The sequence below is a fragment of the Rhizobium sp. RU20A genome (assembly GCF_900155885.1).
Classification (GTDB): domain Bacteria; phylum Pseudomonadota; class Alphaproteobacteria; order Rhizobiales; family Rhizobiaceae; genus RU20A.
In genome coordinates this window covers 235215-259175 of the sequence record NZ_FTMB01000002.1, presented here as the reverse complement: position 1 = coordinate 259175, position 23961 = coordinate 235215, and the positions used below count along the sequence as shown (strand labels likewise).

The 23961-nt window shown below is 61.6% G+C and carries 12 protein-coding genes; 1 reads left to right on the top strand and 11 read right to left on the bottom strand.

All coding sequences use genetic code 11. The annotated features are described in order from the left end of the window. Positions 1–21: 21 nt before the first annotated feature. Together F3H41_RS09855 and F3H41_RS09850 are read right to left on the bottom strand one after the other, a co-directional pair. Positions 22–1437: an aminotransferase class I/II-fold pyridoxal phosphate-dependent enzyme gene (locus F3H41_RS09855; protein ID WP_188129418.1), complete on the bottom strand. Its 1416-nt coding sequence runs from the start codon at positions 1435–1437 to the stop codon at positions 22–24. Beyond that, positions 1434–8948: a type I polyketide synthase gene (locus tag F3H41_RS09850; RefSeq protein WP_149738501.1), complete on the bottom strand. Its 7515-nt coding sequence runs from the start codon at positions 8946–8948 to the stop codon at positions 1434–1436. The genes F3H41_RS09855 and F3H41_RS09850 overlap by 4 nt, the downstream gene beginning before the upstream one ends. A 413-nt stretch (positions 8949–9361) precedes the next feature. On the opposite strand from F3H41_RS09850, the gene F3H41_RS09845 reads away from it, so the two are divergent. Beyond that, complete coding sequence (locus F3H41_RS09845) at positions 9362–10531, top strand: polysaccharide biosynthesis/export family protein (RefSeq protein ID WP_149738500.1); 1170 nt, start codon at positions 9362–9364, stop codon at positions 10529–10531. 176 nt (positions 10532–10707) lie between these two features. On the opposite strand, the gene F3H41_RS09840 is transcribed toward F3H41_RS09845, so the two are convergent. From F3H41_RS09840 to F3H41_RS09800, 9 genes are all read right to left on the bottom strand, one after another. Beyond that, complete coding sequence (locus F3H41_RS09840; RefSeq protein WP_149738499.1) at positions 10708–13482, bottom strand: DNA translocase FtsK; 2775 nt, start codon at positions 13480–13482, stop codon at positions 10708–10710. 278 nt (positions 13483–13760) lie between these two features. Next, positions 13761–15035 carry a glycosyltransferase family 1 protein gene (locus F3H41_RS09835; RefSeq protein ID WP_188129417.1) on the bottom strand — a complete coding sequence of 425 codons (1275 nt, stop codon included), beginning with the start codon at positions 15033–15035 and terminating at the stop codon, positions 13761–13763. A 28-nt stretch (positions 15036–15063) separates the two neighbouring features. Continuing rightward, positions 15064–16350 carry a glycosyltransferase family 1 protein gene (locus F3H41_RS09830; protein WP_188129416.1) on the bottom strand — a complete coding sequence of 429 codons (1287 nt, stop codon included), beginning with the start codon at positions 16348–16350 and terminating at the stop codon, positions 15064–15066. Positions 16351–16466: 116 nt separating this feature from the next. Next, on the bottom strand, positions 16467–17492 hold the full coding sequence (locus F3H41_RS09825; RefSeq protein WP_149738496.1) for a hypothetical protein: 1026 nt from the start codon (positions 17490–17492) through the stop codon (positions 16467–16469). 10 nt (positions 17493–17502) lie between these two features. After that, positions 17503–18216 (bottom strand): ABC transporter ATP-binding protein, encoded by a 714-nt coding sequence (locus F3H41_RS09820; protein WP_149738495.1) that lies wholly within the window; start codon positions 18214–18216, stop codon positions 17503–17505. A gap of 5 nt (positions 18217–18221) precedes the next feature. Beyond that, a complete protein-coding gene (locus tag F3H41_RS09815; RefSeq protein ID WP_188129415.1) occupies positions 18222–19433 on the bottom strand; it encodes a hypothetical protein in 1212 nt (403 codons plus the stop codon). A gap of 29 nt (positions 19434–19462) precedes the next feature. Further along, positions 19463–20251, bottom strand: coding sequence for an ABC transporter permease (locus F3H41_RS09810; protein ID WP_188129414.1), 789 nt, complete (start codon positions 20249–20251; stop codon positions 19463–19465). A 20-nt stretch (positions 20252–20271) separates the two neighbouring features. Further along, a complete protein-coding gene (locus tag F3H41_RS09805; protein WP_188129413.1) occupies positions 20272–21450 on the bottom strand; it encodes a hypothetical protein in 1179 nt (392 codons plus the stop codon). A 366-nt stretch (positions 21451–21816) separates the two neighbouring features. Further along, positions 21817–23919 carry a tetratricopeptide repeat protein gene (locus F3H41_RS09800; protein ID WP_188129412.1) on the bottom strand — a complete coding sequence of 701 codons (2103 nt, stop codon included), beginning with the start codon at positions 23917–23919 and terminating at the stop codon, positions 21817–21819. Positions 23920–23961 lie beyond the last annotated feature (42 nt).

Below are 23961 nucleotides of genomic sequence, written 5' to 3'. Positions count from 1 at the left end.
GGCGCCATGGCGGGGCCTTTCTCAGCGGCTGGCAAGCAGCTTCATCATCTGTTCGATATCGACGGAGCCAAGCCCAAAATTCCGGTCCGTCAGCGCTTTGAGCTTTTCCGCCGTCAGCCGCACCGTCTCGCGGATCTGCGCATCGGTGTGCTCGCTGGTGATGAAGAAGCGCAGGCGGGCAAGGCCTTCGGGCACAGCGGGATGGATGATCGGCAGCGCATTGACGCCGGCCGCCAGCAACTCGTTGGAAAGCTGAACGGCCCGCAACGAATCGCCCACCAGCACCGGCACGACGGAGTAGCCGACGCTGAGGCCCGTATCGAGCCCGGCTTCCTGCGCAAGCTTGAGGAAGAGTTCGCCATTGTGGCGCAGCCGTGCGGTGCGTTCTGGTTCGCGCGAGAGCACGTCGAGGCTGGCGATCGCCGAGGCCGCAAGGGCAGGGGCAAGGCCGACCGAATAGACGAAGCCACCGGCCTGCGCCTTGAGCACGGCCGCCAGCGCCTCGCTGCCGGCCACATAGCCGCCGCAGCTGCACGTCGTCTTCGACAGCGTGCCCATCCAGATGTCGACCTGCTTCGGATCGATGTCGAAATGTTCGAAGGTGCCGCGGCCGCGCTGGCCGAGCACGCCAAGCGAATGGGCCTCGTCCACCATCAGCCAGAAGCCGTACTCGGCCTTCAGCTTCAGGATGGCCGGCAGATTGGCGACATCGCCATCCATGGAGTAGATGCCCTCGACGATGACGAGGATGCGGCGATAGTCCCCCGAGACCGTGCGCAGCACATGTTCGAGATCGGCCGCATCATTGTGCTTGAAGAGGCGCCGCGTCGCGCCCGACAGCTTGATGCCGGAAAGCGCGCTGTTGTGGATGAACTCGTCATGCACGATGAGGTCCTGCGGCCCCATCAGGCAGCTGATCGCCGCGACATTGGTGAGGTAGCCGCTGACGAAGCTGACGGCGGCGTCGACGCCGTAAAAGCGCGCGATCGCTTCCTCGAGATGCTGGTGAACAGGTCGCTCCCCGGCGACCAGGCGACTGGCGGAAGCGGAAATCCCGAAGGTCTTGATCGTCTCCGTCGCCTTTTCCAGCACTTTCGGGTGCCGGTTGAGGCCGAGATAGTCGTATGAGGCGAAATTGATCAGCTCACGGCCGTCGATGATGGTGGTAGCACCTGCGGCCGTCTGGTGCGCACGGTAGAAGGGATTGGCGATCCCCATCTGCTCGCTGACCATCTTCTGCGTCATCACCTGCTTGTATTCCGGCAGATCCTCGAAGCGGGCCTGCTGGCGGCGCACCGGCGTCGGCAGCTCGCGTTCGGCACGGGCCGCACGGTTGCGCTCTGAGGACTGGTGCGTGTTGCGCATCCGGTCGAGAAGATTTTCCTTGACGCTGCTCTTCATCTTCCGCGCCTGGTCGGACATATCGCGATCGCTCATTGGTTCAACGCCTTTTCCGGTTCTCCGGCCGTGGCCACGTGGCGCTGGGCAAGTTCGGCCACCAGCTTGTGATCGCCGCCATCGCCGTCTTCGCCGCCACCCTGGTCACGCTTGCTGACCTTTTCGTAGAGCTTGCGGGCCACGTCGCCAACCGTCGTTGTATCGGCAACGCCTGACAGGGGCATGTCAAAGCCGGTGTTCTGCTGGAAGCTCATGCCGAGTTCGACGGCCATCAGGCTGTCGAGGCCGATTTCCTTCAGCACCTTGTTGCGCGAGATCGTGTCCTTGGAGACGCGAAGGATCGCGGCGATTTCGCCCGCCACCACATCGAACAGCGCCTGCTCGGCATCCTGCGCCGACTTGCCCTCGATCATGGCGACAAGGTCCATCTTGGCCCCGTCGCTGCCGCCGGCGTGCTGGTCCGCACTGCGCAGCACCACCCCGAACAGCGCCTGACGGGCGACCGGCAGGTTGCGCGCCGCGGCCCAGTCGATTTCCGAGATCATCACCGTTGCCGCATCCACCGTGCCGGGATCGGCCTCGATATAGGCCTCGACCTGGTCGAGCGCGACCTGCGCCTTCAGCGCCGTCTTGCCGATGCGCTTGGCGAGAAGATCGTTCACGTCGGTGTTCTTGGCGAGATAGCCGGTATCGGCAATGGCGCCGAAGCCGACCGCAAGACCGGCAAGACCAGCCGCACGCCGGGCGCGGGCCAGGCCCTCGAGATAGCCGTTCGCCGCCACATAGTTCGATTGGCCGGGATTGCCGACCAGCGTCGTCGCGGACGAGAACATCAGGAAGAGATCGAGGTCGTCGCCGCGCGTCAGGCTGTCGACGATGCCGGCACCGAGCGCCTTGACGGCGATGACCGGATGGTTGCGCTCGCGCGTCAGATTGCTGATCAGCGCGTCATCCAGGACCATGGCGGCGTGGACGATGCCCTTGATCGGCGCTTCGGCCCGGAGCGTCGCCAAGAGGTCGTAAGCAGCTTCCCGGTTCGTGACGTCGCAGGCATGCACCGAGGCGGTGACGCCAAGCTTCTGCCAGGCCGCGATCGCTGCCTTGGTTTCCGCATCCGCCACGCCGCGGCGCGAGCAGAGCGCGATGCGCCGCGCTCCCTTTTCCACCAGCCAGTTGGCGGCAACGAGACCGAAGCCGCCAATGCCGCCGATGATGAGATGCACGCCTTCGCCCGAAAGCTTCATGGGGCGGACCGACATGCTTGCCACCTCGTCGCGGCCGGCGACAGGCGGAAGCACTACGATCTTGCCGATATGGCCGGCATTCTGCATCAGGCGGAACGCATTGCCGATCTCGTCATGATCGAAGGCGCGGAACGGCAGCGGCGAGAGGCGCCCTTCCTCGAAGAGCGCGCCGATCTCGGTGAAAATCCGACGCGTCAACGACGGCTGGTTGACGAGCAGCTGGTCGGCGTCGATGCCGAAATAGCTGATATTGCGACGGAAGGGCCGAAGGCCGATCTTGCTGTCGCCGTAATAGTCGCGCTTGCCAAGTTCGAGGAACCGCCCGAACGGCTTGACGAGCTGCAGGCTGAGTTCCATCGCATCCGCAAAGAGCGAATTCAGCACGAGGTCCACGCCCTCGCCATTCGTGACGCGGCGCACATCTTCGACGAAGGCCAGCGTGCGGCTGTCGAAGACGTGGTCGACGCCGAGCATGGTGAGGAACCGGCGCTTTTCCAGCGTGCCGGCCGTGGCGATGATCGTCGCGCCCTTGAGCTTGGCGATCTGGATGGCGGCAAGGCCGACGCCGCCGGCGGCGCCGTGGATCAGGATCGTCTCACCCGCCTGCATGCGGCCAAGCTCCACCATGGCGTAATAGGCCGTGAGGAAGGCGACAGGAACGCTCGCCGCCGCCACCGGATCAAGACCGGACGGCAGGCGCGCCACGCCGGCGCGCGACACGACGGCATGGGTCGAGAAGGCGTCAGAGGCAATCGCCATCACGGCATCGCCGACCGAAAGGTCGCTGACACCCTCGCCAACGGCCACCACATGGCCGGATAGCTCCATCCCGATGGTAGCTCCGGCAAAGCCGTCTTCCAGCGCCTCTTCCGGCAGCAGGCCCATGGCCCACATCACGTCGCGGAAATTGAGGCCGGCGGCGGCGACCTTGACGACGATCTCGCCTTGGCCCGCCTTTGGAATATCGGTCTCTTCCCAGGCGATGCTGCCGACCTGCGAAGAGACGCGCTGGCGGATCGTGGCCGCCTTGAAATCACGCGTCATGCCGCTGGTCGAACCGACCGGGCCCGGCACGGCCCTGACTTCGCTCAGCCGTCCGCTAACGGGATCGACTGTCCATTCGCGGTTGGCTGCTTCGCTCGTGGCAAGGGTGAGGGCGGCCTCGACCGTCGCGGCATCGCTGCCTTCGGCATCGACGAGGTGGAGATCGATCAGGTCATATTCGTTCTGCACGACACGGCCGAATACCCACAGACCGGCATTGACCGGGCTCGGTGCGCGCTTGCCGATGTCCGTAACGGGCGCTCCGCCGGGTGCGAGGACGATGAGCCGCGGCCGCAGCGCCGCCACCGGCTCGGAGGCACCAAAATGGTCCCGCACCGCTTCGGCAAAGGCGCTGAGATGCAGGACGCGATCCTCGAGGATGGCTGCCGCCGTGGCGTCCTCGGCCTTCACGGCTGCGGAGGGGTAGACGGCCCGAACCAGCCGGCCCCTGAGAGCCCTGAGAGCCTTGCCGATTTCGGCGGCATCGGCGGTAAGATCTCCCTTGAGGGGCACGGTCACCACATGCCCGGCGGGCTTGGCCAGCTTGGCTCCGGCCGGAACGAGCAGAATTGTTTCCTGATCCTCGATGACGGCATCGGCCGCACCGTTGCTCGCCAGCGAACCCACCACCGTTTCGATGCCGATCAGCGAGCCGGTCGCCACCTCGATATCCTCGACGCGTGCATCGCCTGCGCCAAGATCGTCCAGCAGTTTTTGCCACTGGCTGGCCGAGGCGACCTTCCCGATCGGGAATTCGGATGTCTGGCTTCGGGCGAACCATCCCTCGCTCATGCCGAATACGAAATCGGCGAAAATGCCGGGACCGCCGACGGCCGCGATCAGCTTGCGCGCATGGCTGGCCTCGCTGCGGAAGGCGGCGCGCACTGCCGCATCGTCCTCGATCAGCGTCTGCAGGCTGTCCGAGGCGCTGAAGGCAAGGTCAAAGGCCGGCAGCTCGCCAAGGGCCTGCTTGGTCAGGACGTCGACATGGGCCGCGGTTTCAAATGTGAGCTCAAGGTTACGCTGTGGATTCTCGCGCGGCTCGAAGATCGCCAGCGTCGCGCCACGCCGACCGGCAAGATCGGCGACCTTGCGGCTGAAGCTCGGCGACACCGTGCCGACTTCGATCAGGCGGAGCGCCGCACCGGGGGCCGCATCCAGGGCACGCTCAAGGGCGGCCAGCACCGTCTCGCACCGCTGCCGGCTGGCCGCAGAGTGGACGGCCTGATGGTCGGCCGTGGCGTCGGAGATGAACGGCTTGCGGGCAGGGGCTTCCGCCTCCTGCCGCGTCCCTGCCTGCTCGATGCGGGCGAGGGCCTCGACATAGGCGTTGTTGACCAGAACCGCCTCGACGGCCCGGTCCGACCGGTCGGCATAAAGTTCGGTCAGGATTTCGCCGACGGCCGGCAGCGAGAAGTCCGGCTCGATGGTCACGGTTCCGTTGCGGTTCTGGCAAAGGCCGGCATCCTCAAGGATCAGCAGGCAGTTTTCCAGGAAACAGCGGAACTCGAAGTCGCCGCCGATCTTGCGCGTTTCGATCGTGCCGCTGCCGCGTGCGAGTTTCAGCGCAATTTCGTGGCAGGCACGGTAGATCGCGGCGTTGATGAGCAGCGAGGTCTCGTCGATGCCCGTCTCTGCAGGCGTTTCCAGCAGGGAATCGGCAAGGGCGGGGCGGCGATCCGGCGTCGCGAAGGCCGCAAGGCTTGGCACCGTCTCATAATGGAAAGCGAGTTCGCGCAGGCCCTTGTGCTGGCGCAGATAGGTGCGGCGGAAGCGGCAATCCTCGAAGGCGGCAATAAGTTTGCCGGATTTCCCAAAGAAATGGAACCTCGCCTTGATCGAATTGGCGCTGACGCGCTCGATCTCCACCAGCGCCTTCCTGACCGGAACGCCCGGCGCGATGAAGCGGATATTGCCGAAGCGCACGGGAATGTAGGGCGCGCCGCCCCGCTCGCCGGAAAACCGGTCGAAGAGGGCAACGAGGCCATGGAACGTCGCGTCGACGGACATGGGATTGAGGTCGTAGACGGCCAGCGGATGGCCGGGCGCAGCGGCATCCTTCAGTTCGACTTCGATGAAGCGCTCTCCGTACGCTGTCGCCTTCGACAGCAGCTGGAAGCGAGGACCGTAATCGAGACCGAACTGCCGCGCCGTCTGGTAGGCCTTTTCAGGCGTGACGGAGGCGGTTTTCGGGCCCCGATCGGCCGGCAACGCGAAAGGAGCGGCCGCAAACGGCACGGGCTTTCGGCTGCGGGCCACCGCATGCACGGCCCAGTCGTCTTCCGTCAGCCGTTCGCGCGAGCGGATCTCGATGTCGCCGGTCTCGGGCGAGACGACGGTGGACAGTTCCATGATCCGACCCTCGACGAGTTCGAGCGGACGCACGATCTCGAGGTTGACGATCTCGGCACTGTCGGTGCCGTGGAAGCGGCGGGCCGCCTGCAGGGCGATCTCGATAAAGCCGCTGCCGGGCAGGATCGGTTTGCCGTCCACCACATGCTCGGCAAGATCGGGGAAGAGATGCGCGTCGATGTGGTTCTTCCAGACCGAACCGTTCGGATCGACCCGCCAGCCGGCGAGCGTATAGATGTGCTGGCCGCCGCGACCGAAGATATCGCTGGAATCGGACGTCGTGGCCGGGCGCAGATCGACCGGCTCGAAGGGCAGTCCGGGCAGCGCGATGGCAGCGTTACGCTTGCCGAAGACGCGGGAGGTTTCGATGGCTGCGCCGTGGGCGACGGCGCGGGCCATGGCGCGCGAGACGGGATCCTGACCCTTCTCGGCAGCATCACGCATCAGCGTCGGGATGACCGCGCCGGGCGCCGAGGACTGCTTCACCGTCTCCTTGAGATAGGACGACAGGATGGCGCGCGGCGACATTTCCACGAACAGCGAACAGCCGAGTGCAATGGCCGCCTCCGTCGCCTGCTGGAAACGCACCGGCTCGCGCACATTGCGCCACCAGTAGGCCGCATCGAGCTGATCGCCGTCGAGACGATCGCCGGTCACGGTCGAGAGATAGGCAATATCGCTGGTGCGCGGCGCGATATCCGGCAGGTCGGAGAGGAAGGCATCCTTCGCCTGATCGATGATCGGATGGTGGAAGGGATAGTTGATGTCGAGAACCTGCGCCGGGATCTTCGCCTTTCGAGCCTGGTCGCGATAGGCATGCACGGCATCGACCGGGCCGGAGATCGTCACGGAATTATGGGCATTGGTGGCCGCGATGCAGATTTGCGTGAGCCCGCGCGCCTCGCCAAAGGCCTTGGCCTGCTCCTCGCCCAGCATGACGGCGGCCATGGTGCCCTGTCCGGCCAGCATGTCCTGATGCAGCGAGCGCTTGGCAACGATCGCGACGGCATCCACCAGCGTCAGGGCCCCGGCGGCATAGGCCGCGGCGATCTCGCCGACGGAATGGCCGAAGACGGCCGTCGGCTTGATGCCCATGGCCACGAGCGAATCCGAAAGTGCTGCCTGCACGGCAAACAGCAGCGGCTGCGCGATCTTCGTGTCGGCAAGCTTCTTGTCGAGATCCGGATCGGTCAGAACCTCCACGAGGTCGAGATCGGAATGGAAGCGGAACAGGGCGGCAACGGAGGTGAAGCTCTGGCGGAAGTGCAGGTTCTCGCGGAAGGCATCGACGCCCATGCCGGCAAATTGCGAGCCGTTGCCCGAAAAGACGAAGGCAACGCGGGCATCCCGCACCAGCGCCTCGCCGGTCTCGCCGATGTCCGAGGCCGGCTTTTCGAGGTGATGGGCAATGGCGCGAACGATATCATCGGCATTTTCGGCGCGGGCCGCGAAGCGATGGCGCATCTGCGTGCGATTGGCGCCCGAGGCCGAAACGATGGCGCGCACATCCTGGCGCGAGGCCCGCGCAAAGCGCTCCTTGTAGTCCTTCAGGAGGTTTTCGAGCGCGCTCGCCGTATGGGCGCTCGCCAGGAACACGTGGCTGGTTCCAGCCGACGGCGCCTTCTCGTCCGCTACGGTCTCCGGGTCGGAGATGACCACGTGCGCATTGGCGCCGCCGAAACCGAAGGAGTTGATGCCGGCCAGACGCGCCCGCTTGCCCTTCAGAAGTTCGATCGGATTGGCCGTGACACGCACGTTGAGGCCCTCGAAATCGATATTCTCGTTGGGCGTCACGAAATGCAACGAGGCAGGCAGGTAGTTGTTTTCCAGCGCCATCTGCGCCTTCAGCATGCCGAACAGGCCCGAAGCCGGCTCGGTATGGCCGATATTCGACTTGATCGAGCCGATGGGGACCGGCGCATTGCGCGGCTTGCCGATCACCGTTCCGATCGACCAGACCTCTGAAGGGTCGCCGACCTTTGTACCGGTGCCGTGACCTTCGACGAAAGCAACCTGGTTCGGGTCGATGCCGTTGTCATCATAGATGGCGCGCAGCAGGTTGGCCTGCGCCTCGCGCGAGGGAAGGGAAATGCCATTGGTCCGGCCGGCGGAATTGGTGCCGGAGGCGACGATGCGGCCGTAGCTGCGGTCGCGCTCGCGCCGAGCCCGGTCGCTGCGCCTCAGAACGAAGACCACGCCGCCTTCCGCACGCACATATCCCGCGCCATCATTGTCGTAGGCCCGGCACAGACCCTCCGGAGAGAGCATGCGGGCCTGCGCAAAGCCGACGAAGGGGAGAGGATGGGCAAGAATGTTGACGCCGCCGACGATCGCCGTGTCGATTTCGCCGGAATTCAACGCACGGTAGGCCTGGTCGAGCGCCACCAGCGAGGAGGAACAGGCCGTATCGACCGTCATGCTGGGGCCGCTCAGCCCGAAAATGTGCGAGATGCGGTTGGAAACGATCGACAGTGTGTTGCCGGTCATGAAGTAGGGGCCGGCCGCAGCCGGGTCCTCGACCGTCAGATTGGCGTGGTCGAGGCTGGAGGCGCCGATATAGACGCCGACATTTTCACCATGCAGCGAAGCCATGGAGATATTGGCATCTTCGAGCGCCCGCCAGGCAAGCTGCACCAGGACGCGCTGCTGCGGATCCATATACATGGCCTCGCGCTGCGACATGCCGAAGGCGCCGGCATCGAAGGCATAGATACTATCGAGAACGCCGGCGCGGAACGTGTAGGTCTTGCCGGCAACACCCATTTCCGGATGCCAGAAACGGGCTTTTTCCCAGCGGTCGGCTGGAACCTCTGTAACGGCACATTCGCCCCTGCGCAGCAGGCCGAAAAGCTCGGCTGGCGTTTGGGCTCCGGGGGCGACGCATGCACGTCCGATAATCTCAACCGTCATATTCCGCAAAAAACCCTTGATAAAACAGTATCTACGCACGCGCGCACATTGATCGTGATGTGTGTCGCGGACGTCGCAAGGCGACGGCCCGCGCAACCGGTGCGTCCACCTCTCGATTAGTCTGCTATTAACTGATCTCCCCTAGCTTGCAAAGGCAGGTGACAGATTACCCCGCATGAGGCTCCTGCCCGAGCCCCTTTCGGGGTTTGTCCGTTCACATATAAAAACAGGTATTAATCCGCCTGACTGCTATTGCCATTATGGCACAGGCAGTGAATTTGGAGGATGGCGCCCCCTGGTGTCTTGTTGTATCGGCGTTATTGTGCTTTTCAGGTCGCGGGCAGAAGCGTCCCAAAAGCATGCGGCAGTCACGGCGCTTCGGCGGTTCGTGTGCCGAATTCGGAGTACAGTCTTTGATCCGTTACGGTGCGATTGCAATTTGTCTGGCGCTTGCAAGTTGTAAGGCAGTGCCCGGAGAGGGCCCGCTTGCGAGCGACATCCTTTCCGATGCCGGCCGGTCCGGCTCTGAAATCGGCCGGCGCGATGCGACCGTTTTCGATATCGTCGATGTCGATGGCTATAGCGCACGCCTTGTTTCCAATTACGTGTCGACCGCCCTCAGCCGCCGGTTCGGCGTTGGCGGCGGCGTCGGCCGCGTCACGATCGGCGTCGGCGACCAATTGAAGGTCAGCATTTTCGAAGCCGGCAGCGACGGCCTTTTCTCGACCACCGAATCCAAGCAGACCGCGATCGATATCGTCGTCCAGCCCGATGGCATGGCGGCCATCCCCTATGTCGGCTCCGTGCGTTTTGCCGGTCGCACGCTGGAGCAGGCCCGCCAGGCCATCCTGCAGGCGCTCGTCAACAAGGCCGTCGAGCCCGATGTCATCGTCACCAGCGTGGGCACCACCTCGCGCAACGTGACCGTCTCGGGTGCCGTCGGTCGCCCCTCCATGGTGCCGCTGAACCTGATCGCCGAATCGATCATGGATGTCATCGCCCGTGCCGGCGGCCCCGTCGCGCCGCCTTACGAATCCTACGTCACGCTGACGCGCAACAACAAGACCAGCACCGTTCTCCTGAAGACGCTGCTCGATTCGCCGCGCGAAAACATCAACGTCCAGCCGGGCGACCAGATCTTCGTCGTTCGTGATCCCCGCACCTTCACGATTCTGGGTGCCGTCAAGGGCAACCAGCGCGTTCCTTTCGGCGCCAACGACCTGAACCTTCTCGAAGCCGTGGCACTCGCCGGCGGCGGCAACGACCAGTCGGTCGATGCTCAGGGCTACTTCGTCTTCCGCTACGAGGAAGCCGATATCGTCGAGGCCCTGCTCGGCCCGCAGAAGTTCAACAATCTGGTCAACAAGGGCCTGAAGCCGGATGCCCAGGGGCGCTACCCGATCGTCTACCGGTTCGACATGTCGCGCCCGGACAGCCTGATCGTCGGCCAGACTTTCCCGGTCAAGAATCGCGACGTCATCTACGCCTCGCGCCATCCCTCGGTCGATATCTCCAAGTTCATGGACTTCGTCGCCCGCCCCATCGGCGCCGCCTCCTCGGTACGGTCGATCACCAACAACTGATCCCGATCCGATCCTAACGCCTTGAAACCTCGCCAGCGAAAGCCGGCGAGGTTTTTTGTTGGTCTCCTTTGCCGGCGAACCGACCGCGCCGGACGCATGCGAATCCGGCAATGAAAAACCCCGCGCCGGGCGGCGCGGGGTTCATGGCTTGGCTATGGGTTAGAAGGAGGAGCCGATCAGTCCTCGGCGTCCATCTCCATCGCCGCCGGCGCCTCGCGTTCCAGCCCGATGATGGAGCGCTTGCCGACATGGTTAGCGGGGCCGACCATGCCTTCCTGTTCCATCCGCTCCACCAGCGAAGCGGCACGATTATAGCCGATCTGCAGGCGGCGCTGAATGTAGGAGGTCGAGCACTTGCGGTCGCGCAGCACGAGCTTCACGGCCTTCTCGTAGAGATCGTCCGCGTCGCCTTCGCCCATCGCGCCCTTGTCGAAGACGGCGGTGTCCTCGACCTCCTCCACCTCGGCCTCGTCTTCCTCTTCCGTCACGGTGCTGAGATAATCGGGCCGGCCCTGCAGCTTCAGATGCGCGACGACACGCTCCACTTCTTCGTCCGAGACGAAGGGGCCGTGCACGCGCGAAATCCGCCCGCCGCCCATCATGTGCAGCATGTCGCCCTGGCCGAGCAGATGTTCGGCGCCCTGCTCCCCGAGAATGGTGCGGCTGTCGATTTTGGACGTGACCTGGAAGGAGATGCGGGTGGGGAAGTTGGCCTTGATCGTACCGGTGATGACATCGACCGACGGGCGCTGCGTCGCCATGATCAGGTGAATGCCGGCCGCACGCGCCATCTGCGCCAGACGCTGGATGGCCCCTTCGATCTCCTTGCCGGCGACCATCATCAGGTCGGCCATTTCGTCGACGATGACGACGATATAGGGCAGAGGCGAAAGGTCGAGTTCCTGTTCCTCGAACACCGGCTCGCCCGTGGAGCGATCAAACCCGGTCTGGACGCTGGCGAGGATGGTTTCGTTGCGGGCGCGCGCATTGGCGGTGCGCTGGTTGTAGCCGTCGATATTGCGCACGCCGAGTCGCGACATCTTGCGATAGCGCTCCTCCATTTCGCGCACGGCCCATTTCAGCGCCATCACCGCCTTCTTCGGATCGGTGACGACGGGGGTGAGCAGATGCGGGATCCCGTCATAGATCGACAGTTCCAGCATCTTGGGATCGACCATGATCAGCCGGCACTCCTCCGGCTTCAGCCGGTAGAGCAGCGAGAGGATCATCGTGTTGATGGCGACCGATTTGCCCGAGCCGGTGGTGCCGGCCACGAGCAGATGCGGCATCTTGGCGAGCTCGGCAATGACAGGTTCCCCGCCGATGGTCTTGCCGAGGCAGAGCGCCAGCCGTGCGCGGCTTTCGGAATAGGCCGCGGATTCCACCAGTTCGCGGAAATAGACCGTCTCGCGCACCGGGTTCGGCAGCTCGATGCCGATGACGTTGCGGCCGGGAACGACGGCGACACGCGCCGACAGCGCCGACATGGAGCGGGCGATGTCGTCGGAAAGGCCGATGACGCGAGAGGATTTCACGCCCGGCGCCGGCTCGAATTCATAGAGCGTCACGACGGGGCCGGGCCGCACGTCGATGATCTCGCCGCGCACGCCGAAATCCTCCAGCACGCTTTCCAGCAGCCCGGCGCTCTGTTCCAGCGCCTCCTGCGTCATGGTCATCGTCTCGCGCTCGGGCGCATCGTTCAGAAGGTCGAGCGAGGGCATCTCGTATTCGCCGCCGCTCGAAAGCGGTGCCGGCATCATGGTCAGCGGGCGGGCGGAAACCGTGCGGGTGCGCGTGCGTGTTGCCACGGGCGCAGCGGCAGGCTCGGCTTCCACGACGGGTGCCTGCGCCTCGATGGTGACAGGTGGCGCCTCGGCGGCAATGTCGGCGGCGACGTCTGGCGCCACGCTTTCTGATGCCGGCTCGGCATCCACGGCAGGGATAAGATCCGCAGGCGCGGACAGATGCGCCGCCGCCGCCGAGAGCGCCGCCTCCAGGGCTGAAAGCGCGGCACTCGGGCGGCGCAGATCGATGGCGCGGTAGAGCGTTTCGATCGGCGGCATGGACCGGGCCGGTTTGGGCCAGGCGCCAAAGCGCGGCGCGGCGGTCGCCGGAGCAGCGGCGAGGGGAGGGACAGGTGCCGCGACGACGGGCGCGGGCGCGACCGGGAAAGCCTTCGACGCGGCCGCGACCGGTGCCGGCTGTATGGGTGCCTGATAGGCGACGCCATCCACAGCCATCCCCGATTCGAATCCGGCAAAGAGTGTCAGATCCACATCTTCGGCCATTGCCGCCCAGAAGATCGAATCCGGCAAAGCGTTGACCGATGGGGACGCGGAAAGAGCCGGCTCGACCTTTGCTGCCGGGCTCGCCTCGCCCGGCGTCGAAGCGGGCGACGTGAGCCCATGCATCTGCGGCGCAACCCAGCCCGTAACAGGAGAGTCGGGCGCTGCGATCGTGATCATCGGCTGCGTCTCTACCGCCGCCGGCGTCTCGACGAGCTTGACGGGTGATTCCGGCCGGGGCGTAAGCCCAAGCGCGTCGGCGGCTTCCCGATGGCGCAAGGTGCCAGCCACTTCACGCCGCAGTTTCGCCAGAAGCGACATGGCGTCACCCTGCCAGACCACGGGCTGCTCGACAGGCGGAACGGCAGTTGAAGCCGTCTCCTGGGGTCCATTTTCGGCCGGAACCTGAGCCGGCACTGCCGGTGCTTTTGCACCGATCTGCGGGCCGATCATCGCGGGCGCCGACGCCTCGACCGACATCTCCGCAGCGACATCGCTTTCGCCTTCGGTACCCTTGCGGGGGATGGCATTTTCCGGCGTCCGGGTAAACCGCACATTCGGTCGCAAAATGAACGCCCGCTGCCACTCCGGCAGGTCGGTCAACTCACCGGCTCCCTTCAGCGTGCCGGCATCGCCCCGGCCGAGATCTCCGCGCCCCCCTTGCATCTCAGCCACCTTTTTCGGCGTGGGCGTTACGGGTGCGGGACGGATCTGACGCATGGGACGCTTACTCTCAACTACATGTCGAACGGTGCCTTTCTCAATAGAAAAGAAAGGTTAATAGCCGCTTGATGCGGCCTGCGAAAACGCAGCCCGCCTGCCTCGTATGTGGTTGAAGAAAGTGCAGGAATTTTTGAAAAAATGATATAATATCAACGGATTATAGTCGGCGCTCGCCGCGTTTTCGCAGGGGCCTTCCCGTTTGCGGCGGTGCAGCCGCTGCCTCACCCGATCCGGGCGTAGGCGTCCCGCAGCCGGGCGCGATAAGCGGTGCTGGAAAATGTCTCTGCGCGGATGCGTCCGGCATCCACAAGCTCGTCGCGCAAGGACGCTTCACCGGCAATCCGGCAAAGACCCTTCGCGATCGATGCGACGTCATAGGGATCGACCAGCAAGGCCGCATCGCCGGCGATTTCCCGCATGGCACCGATATTGCTCGTCAACAACGGCGTACCAAACAGCATCGCCTCGACCAGCGGCAGGCCGAAGCCTTCATAGATCGACGGGAAGGTCACGGCCAAGGCGGCCCGTGTCAGCCGGACCAGTTGCGCGCGCGTGACATAAGGCAGGCGGATGACGCGCAATGACCCGCCGGGCGCGGCAAGATGCTGATTGTAGGCCCTCAGCTCATTTTCCATCAACCAGCCATCCTTGCCGACGATGACAAGCGGCATGTCGAGCCCGGACGACAGATGCGCCTCGATCAGACGCCCCACATTTTTCTTCGGCTCTATGGCCCCGTAAAACAGCAGGAAACGCCCGGCCTCCAGCTGAAAATCGGCGGCAATCATCCCGGCCACCTGATCCATGGTTTCGGCGAGCAACTCTGCGGGAATGTCGACATCCTGATAGGTGTTGACGACCCGCTCATCCGGGACATCGAACAAGTCGTGGATATCCGCCTTCGATTGTTCCGACACGGTCACTATCAGATCCGCCGTCTGCGTGATCTTCCGGATCATCGCATGATAGGCCCGCTTGTTGTCGAGCGTCGTCTCCGGCAGCTTCAGCGGCACGAGGTCGTGCAGCGTGTAGATGTTGGCGGCGCCGTTAAGGCGCGTGGGCACCGGATAGGTCCAGTGCGCCGCGTCGGCGTTCATGACGTTGCGGATGGCCTGGAAGCGATGCCATGTGAAGGAAAAGGAAGGCCTGTCAAACACGTAAGGTGCCCGCCAATAACGAGACACGCCGTCCACTTGCCGGAGATCGCTTGTTTGAAGAGGGGTCTCTGTACCGATATCAGTTGGTACGATCGCGAAGGCCAACTTTCCCAGCCGCTCCGCATAGCGGAGAAAGGCGGGGCGCTTTTGGTGCCATGCAAGAGCCGCTGGCGACCGGTGGCCATAGAGAAGCTGTACATCGGCGTCGAGCATCGCGAGGTTTCTGCACAGGGAACGTGCATAGGTCGCCACGCCGGTGCCTTGCGGCAGCGCGATGTTTTTCCCATCGACGAGGATACGCTTTTCTCTGGAAGCCATCGTTTGCCGATCTGCCATCATCCGAGCGCCTTCTCTCCCGAATGCGCTCTTATGAGCGGTTTGTAATCTCGTCGATCGACCGAAGGGCGAGGTCGACATGCATGTCCCAGGAAAATTCCAGAGGAGGGGATGCGCCGTTTGCACGGCCCTCTCCAGACATGATGGATAAAATTTCACGCAGCAAGCCTTCGCCATCGTGGATTCCGACAAAGGTCGCGGCATCGGAAAGGACTTCTCGGTGCGCTGGAATATCGGATGCAATGACAGGCAAGCCGAGCCTCGCAGCTTCGACGGGTGGAAGGCCGAAACCTTCCGTTATGGAAACGGTAATCAGTCCGGCTGCCTTCCGCATGAGCCCGTAAAGCTCACCATCCCGTAGCCCTGACACTTCGATGACATGGTTCGCCAGATCCCGACTGCGGTCCAGAGCGGAGACGACGGTTTCACATTCCCAGCCGCGACGGCCGACAATGACGAGGCGGGGAGCCTTCAACGGGCCGAGACGCTCGATCAGCGCGCGCCAGACGGTGAGAATGTGGGAGATGTTCTTCCGTCCCTCGATCGTTCCGACATGGATGAAGAAGGGGACATCGGCACGAAAGTCCGCAAATGCCGGGATATCGCGGGTCTGAATCTTGTTTGCCAAAGGCACGACCCGGCACTCAGGCAGGTTCCGCTGTTTCACATAGCGCTGAAGAGATGCTTCGGTGAAATGGGAGTTGACCAGGATTCCGCGCGCATGGCGCAGGATGGTTTCCATCCTGCGCCCATGCCGCTCGGCGGCCCGTGGGGAGCAGAATTCCGGGAACTCGATGGGAATGAGATCGTGCACGAAAAAGAAGGGCTCGATGTGTGGCGCTTCGAGCCAGCGGAAGCATCGCGGATCATCGAGTTGGAGATGTGACACATGAAAATATGTCGTCGGAATGCCATCACGAACCATTGCCTGAAAGCGTTTGCGCCCTCTGATCACTGCGTTCGCAACGCTCCAGATGCTGTCTGCGGCCGCTTTGTCGCCGGAGCGTAAGCTCAACGGCGAAAGTCGATCGACGGAAGGCGGAGCCGCAAGCGTGCTCAGCAGTTTGAGACAGTTTTCTCCCGTTTCCGATTGCGCATCTCTCTCGTGGTTGTCCTCGATTTTCCTGAAGAATGGATAGAATTCCTTTGCCGTCAACGCGCCGCGCCCCAAAGCCGAATTCGCGAGGAAAAAGACATTTTCCGCCAATGGGCTGGAAAGAAAATACCGGATGTAGGCGTGCTCTACCCGGTCGATGCCTGTCGGTGTCGATTTTTTTGAGTGTACAAGGGTGCGTGTGACGTCGAGGAGTATCCGCATGGTGCATTGGCTTAGCGGCATAGCGGGGCGCGTTCAACCTGCATTTTCCGGTTTTGCAAAGGCCGTGGGAGCTTGGCCGACAGCGGCATTCTGTGCGCACCCGTAAACTGCAACGACTAGGTCAGCGCCACCATCTTCAGGCTCTGGATCGTGAGAACGCCCTCGATGGCGCCGACATAAACGAATGTGCGGACCTCAAAGGCGGCACTTGCGCGGGTGATTTCGAAGTTGAGTTCAGCCTGAAACGTTCCTTCTCTCGGCATCTGTGTCTTTGCAAAGGCAAGAACGACGTCATTGCTGAAGATATCCATGGCAAACTCGTTTCCAGAGTGGTTGTCCCGGATATCGAAAAGAAGCTCGGCACGCCATCGGCCGACCGGCAGGTGCATATACGGTCCAAATGTCAGAATACGACTGGGTCCCAGAAGATCGATCGTCCCCTCGAGATGGGGATGAGGTGGTTCGGCGCGGATCAGCATTTCCGTTGGAATCTCGACTGATTCCGGATGCTCCCGATCCATCAGCGCGCCATAGCTCTCCTCAAGCCGCTTGATCAAAAGCACTTCATGAGGAAGGAGAATGTCTCTTGATTGATAGGTGTCAGCGGCTCTTTCGACACTCTGTCGCTGCGCATCGATGACGGTTGTCGAACTGCTGTCCTTGGAAATGGCAATGCAAGCCTCTTCCAGTTGGTTGTCGTCCAATGAAAGTCCCAGCATAAGCATGAGGCGCGTTGCGACGGCGTGAACCGTATCCTGCTCCGCGATCGGAAGGCGCGCTGTCCCCTCGCTTGTCGCCACCGGGCTTAACGCGCTGACCTGACGTGTCACGTCACGCAGTGCGCCGACGAAGTCTGATCCTGTGGTGCGCATCGATTGGCACGCCAGAGTGGCAAAGTCTTGGGTGACCAGCAGAATCGACATTCGATTTCGCAATATCGAGGCCGAGATCTCTTCCGAAGGACAGGTCGTCATGAGGATCATGACGTGTGATCTGCGCTCTTGTAGCGCCGCTCTAAGCTCCTCGACGGTATTGGCCGTTACGACGTCCACAACGCCGTGGACACGCTCCAGCATCGCAAGGAGCAATTGCATGACAAAAAGGAGATTAGGGGAAAGCGGGCCCGCGCAAATGAAAATCATCTCTGGATCTTTAAAGCGCGGAGTAAATCTGGATCGCAAAGTCCAAATCTTCAAAGACTTTGCTACGGCCGGCTTTCAAAACGACAGCTCGGTCGCAATACGACCGTATGATGCCAATGTCATGGCTGATCAGGATCATGGCGCAGTGTTTACGTTTTTCGAAAAGGGCTTCGTGGCTCTTGCGTTGGAAACGCTGGTCGCCAACGGAAATGACCTCGTCGATCAGGAAGCAGTCGAAATCGATCGCCAGCGTCAGCGCAAAGGCCAGTCGTGCGCGCATGCCGGATGAATAGGACTTCACCGGTGACATCAGATGTTTGCCAAGTTCCGCAAAGTCGTCGACGCGCTCGATCGTCTCGCGAATGGGCTGGTTGTAGAGACGGGCAATAAAGCGGATATTGTCGAGGCCCGTCATGGTCGGTTCGAAGCCGCCGCCGAATGCGATCGGCCAAGACATCGACATGCCCCGGTATATGAAGCCACTTGTCGGCCTCTCGACACCACCCACGAGTTTTACGAGGGTCGATTTGCCGGCGCCGTTTCGTCCGAGGATCGCAATTTTTTCGCCTGCCTGCACATCGAAGGAAATGCCCTTGAGTACATGGGCCGTGCCCGTTGGCGTGTGGTAGTCCTTGACCAGATTCCTGATCGCGATGGAATTTTTGCGGATAGGCGCGTTTGCCGCCTCAAGATCCACCGGCAGGACAGGTGCGCTGGACGTCATCGATGTCAGCCTTCATCCATGGCCAGTTCCCACGCCGTCTTGACGGTCCAGTAGGCCGAAAAAGTCAAAATGAGCGTAAGAAAGACGTTGAGAAGAGGCCGCATATGTTCAGAAACGTCGGAGACGCCCGGGGTTACGACCTCGTCGATATACAACTGTTTCTTGGCCGCATCGAGTTCCGCCTTGCCAAGTGTCGCAAAGGCGTTGACGAGAACCTTCTCCGCAATTTGCTTGCGCAGGAAAATCTCGGAATACGCCTCCATTTTCTGGGTCAGGGAGTTGTCCGAGCCGCTCAAGCGCGCCCGGAACTGGTCGAGCTGATCACGCAAGGCGTCGCGGCGCAGTTGAAGTTCCTTTACCCTCGGATTGTCAGGGGAGCCCTGCAGCAGCTGTGAAAGCTGAGCATCTGCTGTGCTCAGTTCAGACATGAGACCGGTAATGATCTCGCTGTTCATCTTCATTTCGACATCGGGCGTCAAAAGACGGCTGTCATTTCGAAAATCGGTGATCTCTTTCTGAATGAGCGCGAGCTTGGTTTGTGCATCTGCCACATTCTGACGGGCCAGTCGGATGGCGTCCGCCTTTGCCGTATCTCCAAGCGCATTCACCAGTTTTTCAGCGCCCTCCAGCAGGCGCGACGCAATTTTCTGTGCATCGATGGGGGTGAAGCCCTGAGTCTCGAGCGAAACAATGCCGGTCGTGGAGGAATATTCCACGTCATAGTAATGTTGGAAGTGCTTGTAGAACTCGTCGAAGGACGAGCCGTTGATCCAGCTTGGAAAACGAGATCCGAAGTCGATACTGGCGCCGGAAAAGATGGAACTGAGCATCCCGTCGCTATCGAGGAATTTAACGGCATCCCTTGATTCAAGATACGTGACGACGGCGTAACTCGCTTCATCCGATCGCGTCAGGCCACCTTCGCCGATGAGTGCCGCAACACCTGTATTCGCCTTGTTTTCACGGACGATGAAGGACACTTCGGATGTGTATCGCGGGGTTGCGATGACGAAATTATAGATCCCGGCGACCAGCACTGGAAGCAGAACAAAAATGGAAAGCGACTTGGATGGGATCCACCGCGAGGCTTTCCTTTGCCCGGATTGCGGAAACGCGACGAATTCATCAGCGTCGATGCGGACGAGTTGTCCGCTCGAACTGATCGTCTTTAAGACAAGGGTCTCGTCCTGCTGACGTTCTTGCTGATCTGTGGCCATGGTGTTTGCTGTGTCCTGCCGTGATGGCCCTAGGAAATCTCGATGTGTCGTTGCGTCCGTTTGACCAAGGTCCATGCGATCGCGTTATTCACCAGAGCCCAGGTCACCACGTACCAACCATTCCAGGACGTTGCAACGGACGGTCCGAAGTAGCCGGCCCTGAACATTTCGTTGCAGTGGACCAGCGGTGACAGCAACACGATCTTTTGTGCGGACTCAGGCAGCCACGCGACCATGAAGAACGATCCTGTCGCTGGAATGGCAAGGTAGAGCATGGGCTGAACGAAGCGTTCCGCGGTCTCCGACATCTGGCAAATGCAGGCGACGATCATGCCAAAGCCGGAAATTCCGAAGCAGAACAGGAACCATGCGCTGAGCAGAAGGGAATAGTCGTAGATCGGGTCAAAATATCCGAGCAGGCGCATCGGGATGTAGGCCACGAAAAACGCGATCAGGACGCCAACCGTCTCGAGAAGGCCTCGCGCGATCAGGGTATCGACCGGTCGTACGGAGCGATGGAAAAGCAGCCCTGCATTGTCACGGAAACAGTTGACGTACCGGCTGATGATGTGCCGGAACAGCGTCAGTGTGGAATAGCCGGTCAGAACGACCGGCATGATCTTCACGCCATGTTTCTGTTCGCCGTATAGGAGCGTCCACATTCCCATCACCCCGATCGTCAGGATGAGGGGCTCGCCCACAAGCCACATGAAGCCGATATTTCCGTGGCCAAAGCGCACCATGAGCTCGCGTACCAGGAGCGCGTTGATCGTGCGCGCTTTGCTCCGGAGCTTCTGGCCAGTGGTCTGGCGTCCCATTGCATACATCTTGGTGCCGCCTAGTGCAGGTTCAGGTGTTCTCGGCTGCCCGAGACGAGAAGATAGATCATGATGGCACTGGCCATCGTCAAAAGGCCGACAGTGAAGACGTTGTGCAGGCGGTAAGGACGCGTCGCCTTGTCCGGAAGATTGGGCGTAACGATCGTCTGCAGGTAGATTTGCTTGCGCAGCGCTTCCTCCCGCGCCTGATTGACGGCATTCACGGATGCTTCGTAAGCCCGATTGGCCAGTTCACGTTCGAAAACCAGTTGCTCGTACTTGCCGATCTTCGATGCGAGCGATCCATCGTCCCCGACAAGCTTCCCCTCAGCAGCAGCCAGCTGTTCCCGGAGCGAGTCGACTTTCAGCTTCTGCGCCGAAATGCCGGGGCTATCGGCGGCGGCTCGCAGCAATTGATCCAGCTTTATCTGTTCCTGAATGCTCTGAGCATAGAGCTTGCCGATAACGGTGGAGCTCATCTGCGCTTCGTTCGCAGGATCGACCAGAAGCTCACTGTTGCGATAGAGGGTCAGGCTACGTTCACTTGCTGAAAGCCGGGCTTCGGAAAGCTGCAGTGCATCCTCGGACAGCTTCAGCGCGTCTGCGCGCGCGCGGGCGTTCATATCGTTCACGCGCATCTCGCCGAGGGCAAGAAGGGTGTCAGCGATTAACTTGGCGTCATCCGGCCGATAGGCCGATACCCTCAATGTCGATACGCCGGACTCCGCGTTTCGTTCGACCTCGATCTGATCCAGGTAGTAGTCAAAAAGACTCTCGGTCGTATCTCCGTAGAGAAACGAATGAAAGCGCGTGAGAAAATCGCTTTCGGGCCGGCTATAGACCTCGCGCAGATCGATTTTGTTTTGGAGCGAGCCGAGCGCGTCCCGAGACTTGAGATAGTTCTCAATCGCGTACGAGTCATCGTTCGATCGCGAAATGCCAAACGTCCTCAGCAGCATGGAAAGGCCGCCGACCTGAGTGGAGTTTACCCCCTTAACGACAAATTGCGCTTCGGAAACAAAGCGATCTGCCGCAATCAGGTTGTAGAACAGCGACGCGCATGTGGGGATCACGAAGACGGCCATGAATATCACTCGGGTATAGTGCGCCGATACCCACTCTTTCAGCGATACTTTTTTCAACGCCGGCGCCGGCTTGCTGCTGGCGCCGGAGACGGCCATTTGCGATTCGATGGACATATGTGTGTGCATTCCCCAGTAGCGCGGGATTGTTTGCCCCCTGCGGCAAAGCGCGCAACATCCAATCGAGTGACATCAAAGAAAACGAGGCACTCATATGTCTACACGATCCAGCATCGCGCGGCAATTCGAGCCTCAGGAGGCATTCCCCGCAGTGTCACCCCGGCGAAGCCGCCCTCAGTGCTCAACCGCTCCATCAACAATGATGCGCCACACGTGTCGAACCAAGACAAAACCTCGGAACTGAGACATATCGCGACGCCATCCGCGTCCGAGTGGCGTGACCTCGCCCAACCCTATTCACTGCGAGAAGCCGGAAAAAAGCGGCGAGAATGAGACGGGATGAAGAGCGTCGCCTCTTGGAGTTCAGACCCGCAGAAGACGTCTCAATTCCAGAAGCTGCCTGTCATAGTCAACTTGCTCCAGGAAGGCGCCCCAGAGATCGTTGCGTCCGAGTGGGTGCGTGAAGAGCGCGAGACAATCACCCCGGCCGTCAGGGGGCAAGGTGTCAAGCACCTTGAGCTCGATGAAATGAGGAGATCCGTTGACGGGCTTGATGAGGTCGAAGCAGATCCACTCCAGCGTCTCGTTTGCTCGCAGGCGGCGGATGGGAAGTTGCTGCTCTTCTGCGGGCAAGCTGCGATCGAAAACGTCGATGCGTGATGACGATGGCTGTCTGAGAAGGATCTTCACAACATGGCGCGAGCGCATTGGCGCAAGAAGGGAAAATTGCAGAGCAAGGCCGCCTTTGCCGAGCGACGGCACGGCATTTGCGTCAGGAGGCGCCGAACTGCCGAGTGTGGCGAGAGTGACGCCGTCTTGCTCTTCACCGTCCCCCTTCTGCAGCCAGGCAAAAGAGCCGGCCGGCTGGAGGCAGAACGCGTCGGTCGCAAGCGTTGCTAAGCCGCCGTCCATGCCGACTGACAGAGGTTTTGGGATAGGAACCACGAGGTCCTGAACGCGCATTGGCGGCACAATCTGCCGCTGGAGGTGGTCGATATGCCGTCGCGCATCGACAAAACTCGGATCGATTGAAAGCGCCCAGGTAAGGGCAGCCAGACCCTCTGCTTGCAAGCCTGAAGCGATCAGGGCTTCGCCAAGGTAGAAGTAACCTGGCGCCGTTTCACCCTTTTCGAGACCGCATGCATAACTCCTGATGGCTCTCCTATGATCTCCGAGACGCCGACAAGCGTGTCCGAGGTGATAGAAGGTATCCGCGGACGGGGAATACACTGCGGCCGCGTCGTAGGCCGCAAAAGCTGGAACCGGCATGCCGGTGTCGCGAAACGCATGGCCAACGCGCAGGCAAAGTGTTTCCAGGATATCGGTGGCAAGAGATTGAAAGCCGCAAGCATCCGGAAACACGTGTCGGCGCCCCGCTTGCATCAGAAAGCTCCGCTTTTCCTTCAGCACACGTTGCTCAACGATATCGCGCACCAGGCGCTCTGCTTCCGGATAGTCTGCGCGATGCGTCAAAGCGGCGCCACACGCATAGATCGCAGCGTCGAAGCTGCCTGCCGCCTCAAGCGCATTTGCAAGGCGAAGATAGGTTTCGTCATTTTCCTGCCGGACCAAGGCCTCCATGATCGCGCCAGCGTCTGAAAATGCGTCAGAATGCGCTGGGAAAATCAGATGCTGAAGTTTGCTCAGCAGTCGCGACCACTGGTCCCGTGCGGCCGACAGGCCAAGCGTGTCCGCCTCCTCGAAAGCGAGCATGGCACCTTTCAGATCGCGCGAGGCTTCCAGCGCTTCCGCGAGATAAAAATGCGCCTCTGCCGATTGTGGTGCGAGATCGATAGCCTTGCGATACGTCTCCTCCGCGGTCTTGAAACGACCACTCTGCCGATAGGCGTGGCCAAGGTGGAAGAAGTTGTCAGGCGTGGGCGCTGCTTCGGCTGCAAAAGCATAAGCGGCGATAGCCCCTTCCATTCGCCCGCAATCTCGAAATGCATGCCCAAGCCGCAGCCCAAAGCGCTCCATCCATGCAACGTGAGTACGGGTGTAGCCATGATCTGCTGGAAGAAGGCTCTGGCATGTGCCGCGCAATCGAAAATCAATTGCCCGAGACCTTACCGACAGGTTGATCGTCTCCAGCGCTTCCGTGGCCGGTCGAAAGTCCGAGTCGAGAGACAGCGCACACAGAAGGCTGATGGTTGCCTCCTCGTGAAGTGACAGAGAGGACAACGCTTCAGCAAGAGCCACGTAGCCAGCCGCCGACTCGCTCTCAGCCAACGCAACGAGGTGTTGTTCGACGCTGCTGCTTAAAGATGCGAGGCGTCGCCCATCCGAAGAAGCCGATAGCGCAACTGCAGCGCTGGAGAGTGCGTGCACCTCTTCCATGGCTTCGTCATCGCCAGCCTCGGCGGCCAGCTTGTAGGAAACGATCGCGCCTTTCCAGTCTCCGCTCTCACGCAGGATGTCCCCATGACGACGGTGACTTTGGGCTTCTGCTGCTATGGCCGTTTGCATTTCAGATCCAATTCCCGCGCGGTTCGGCCCGAACTCCGATGG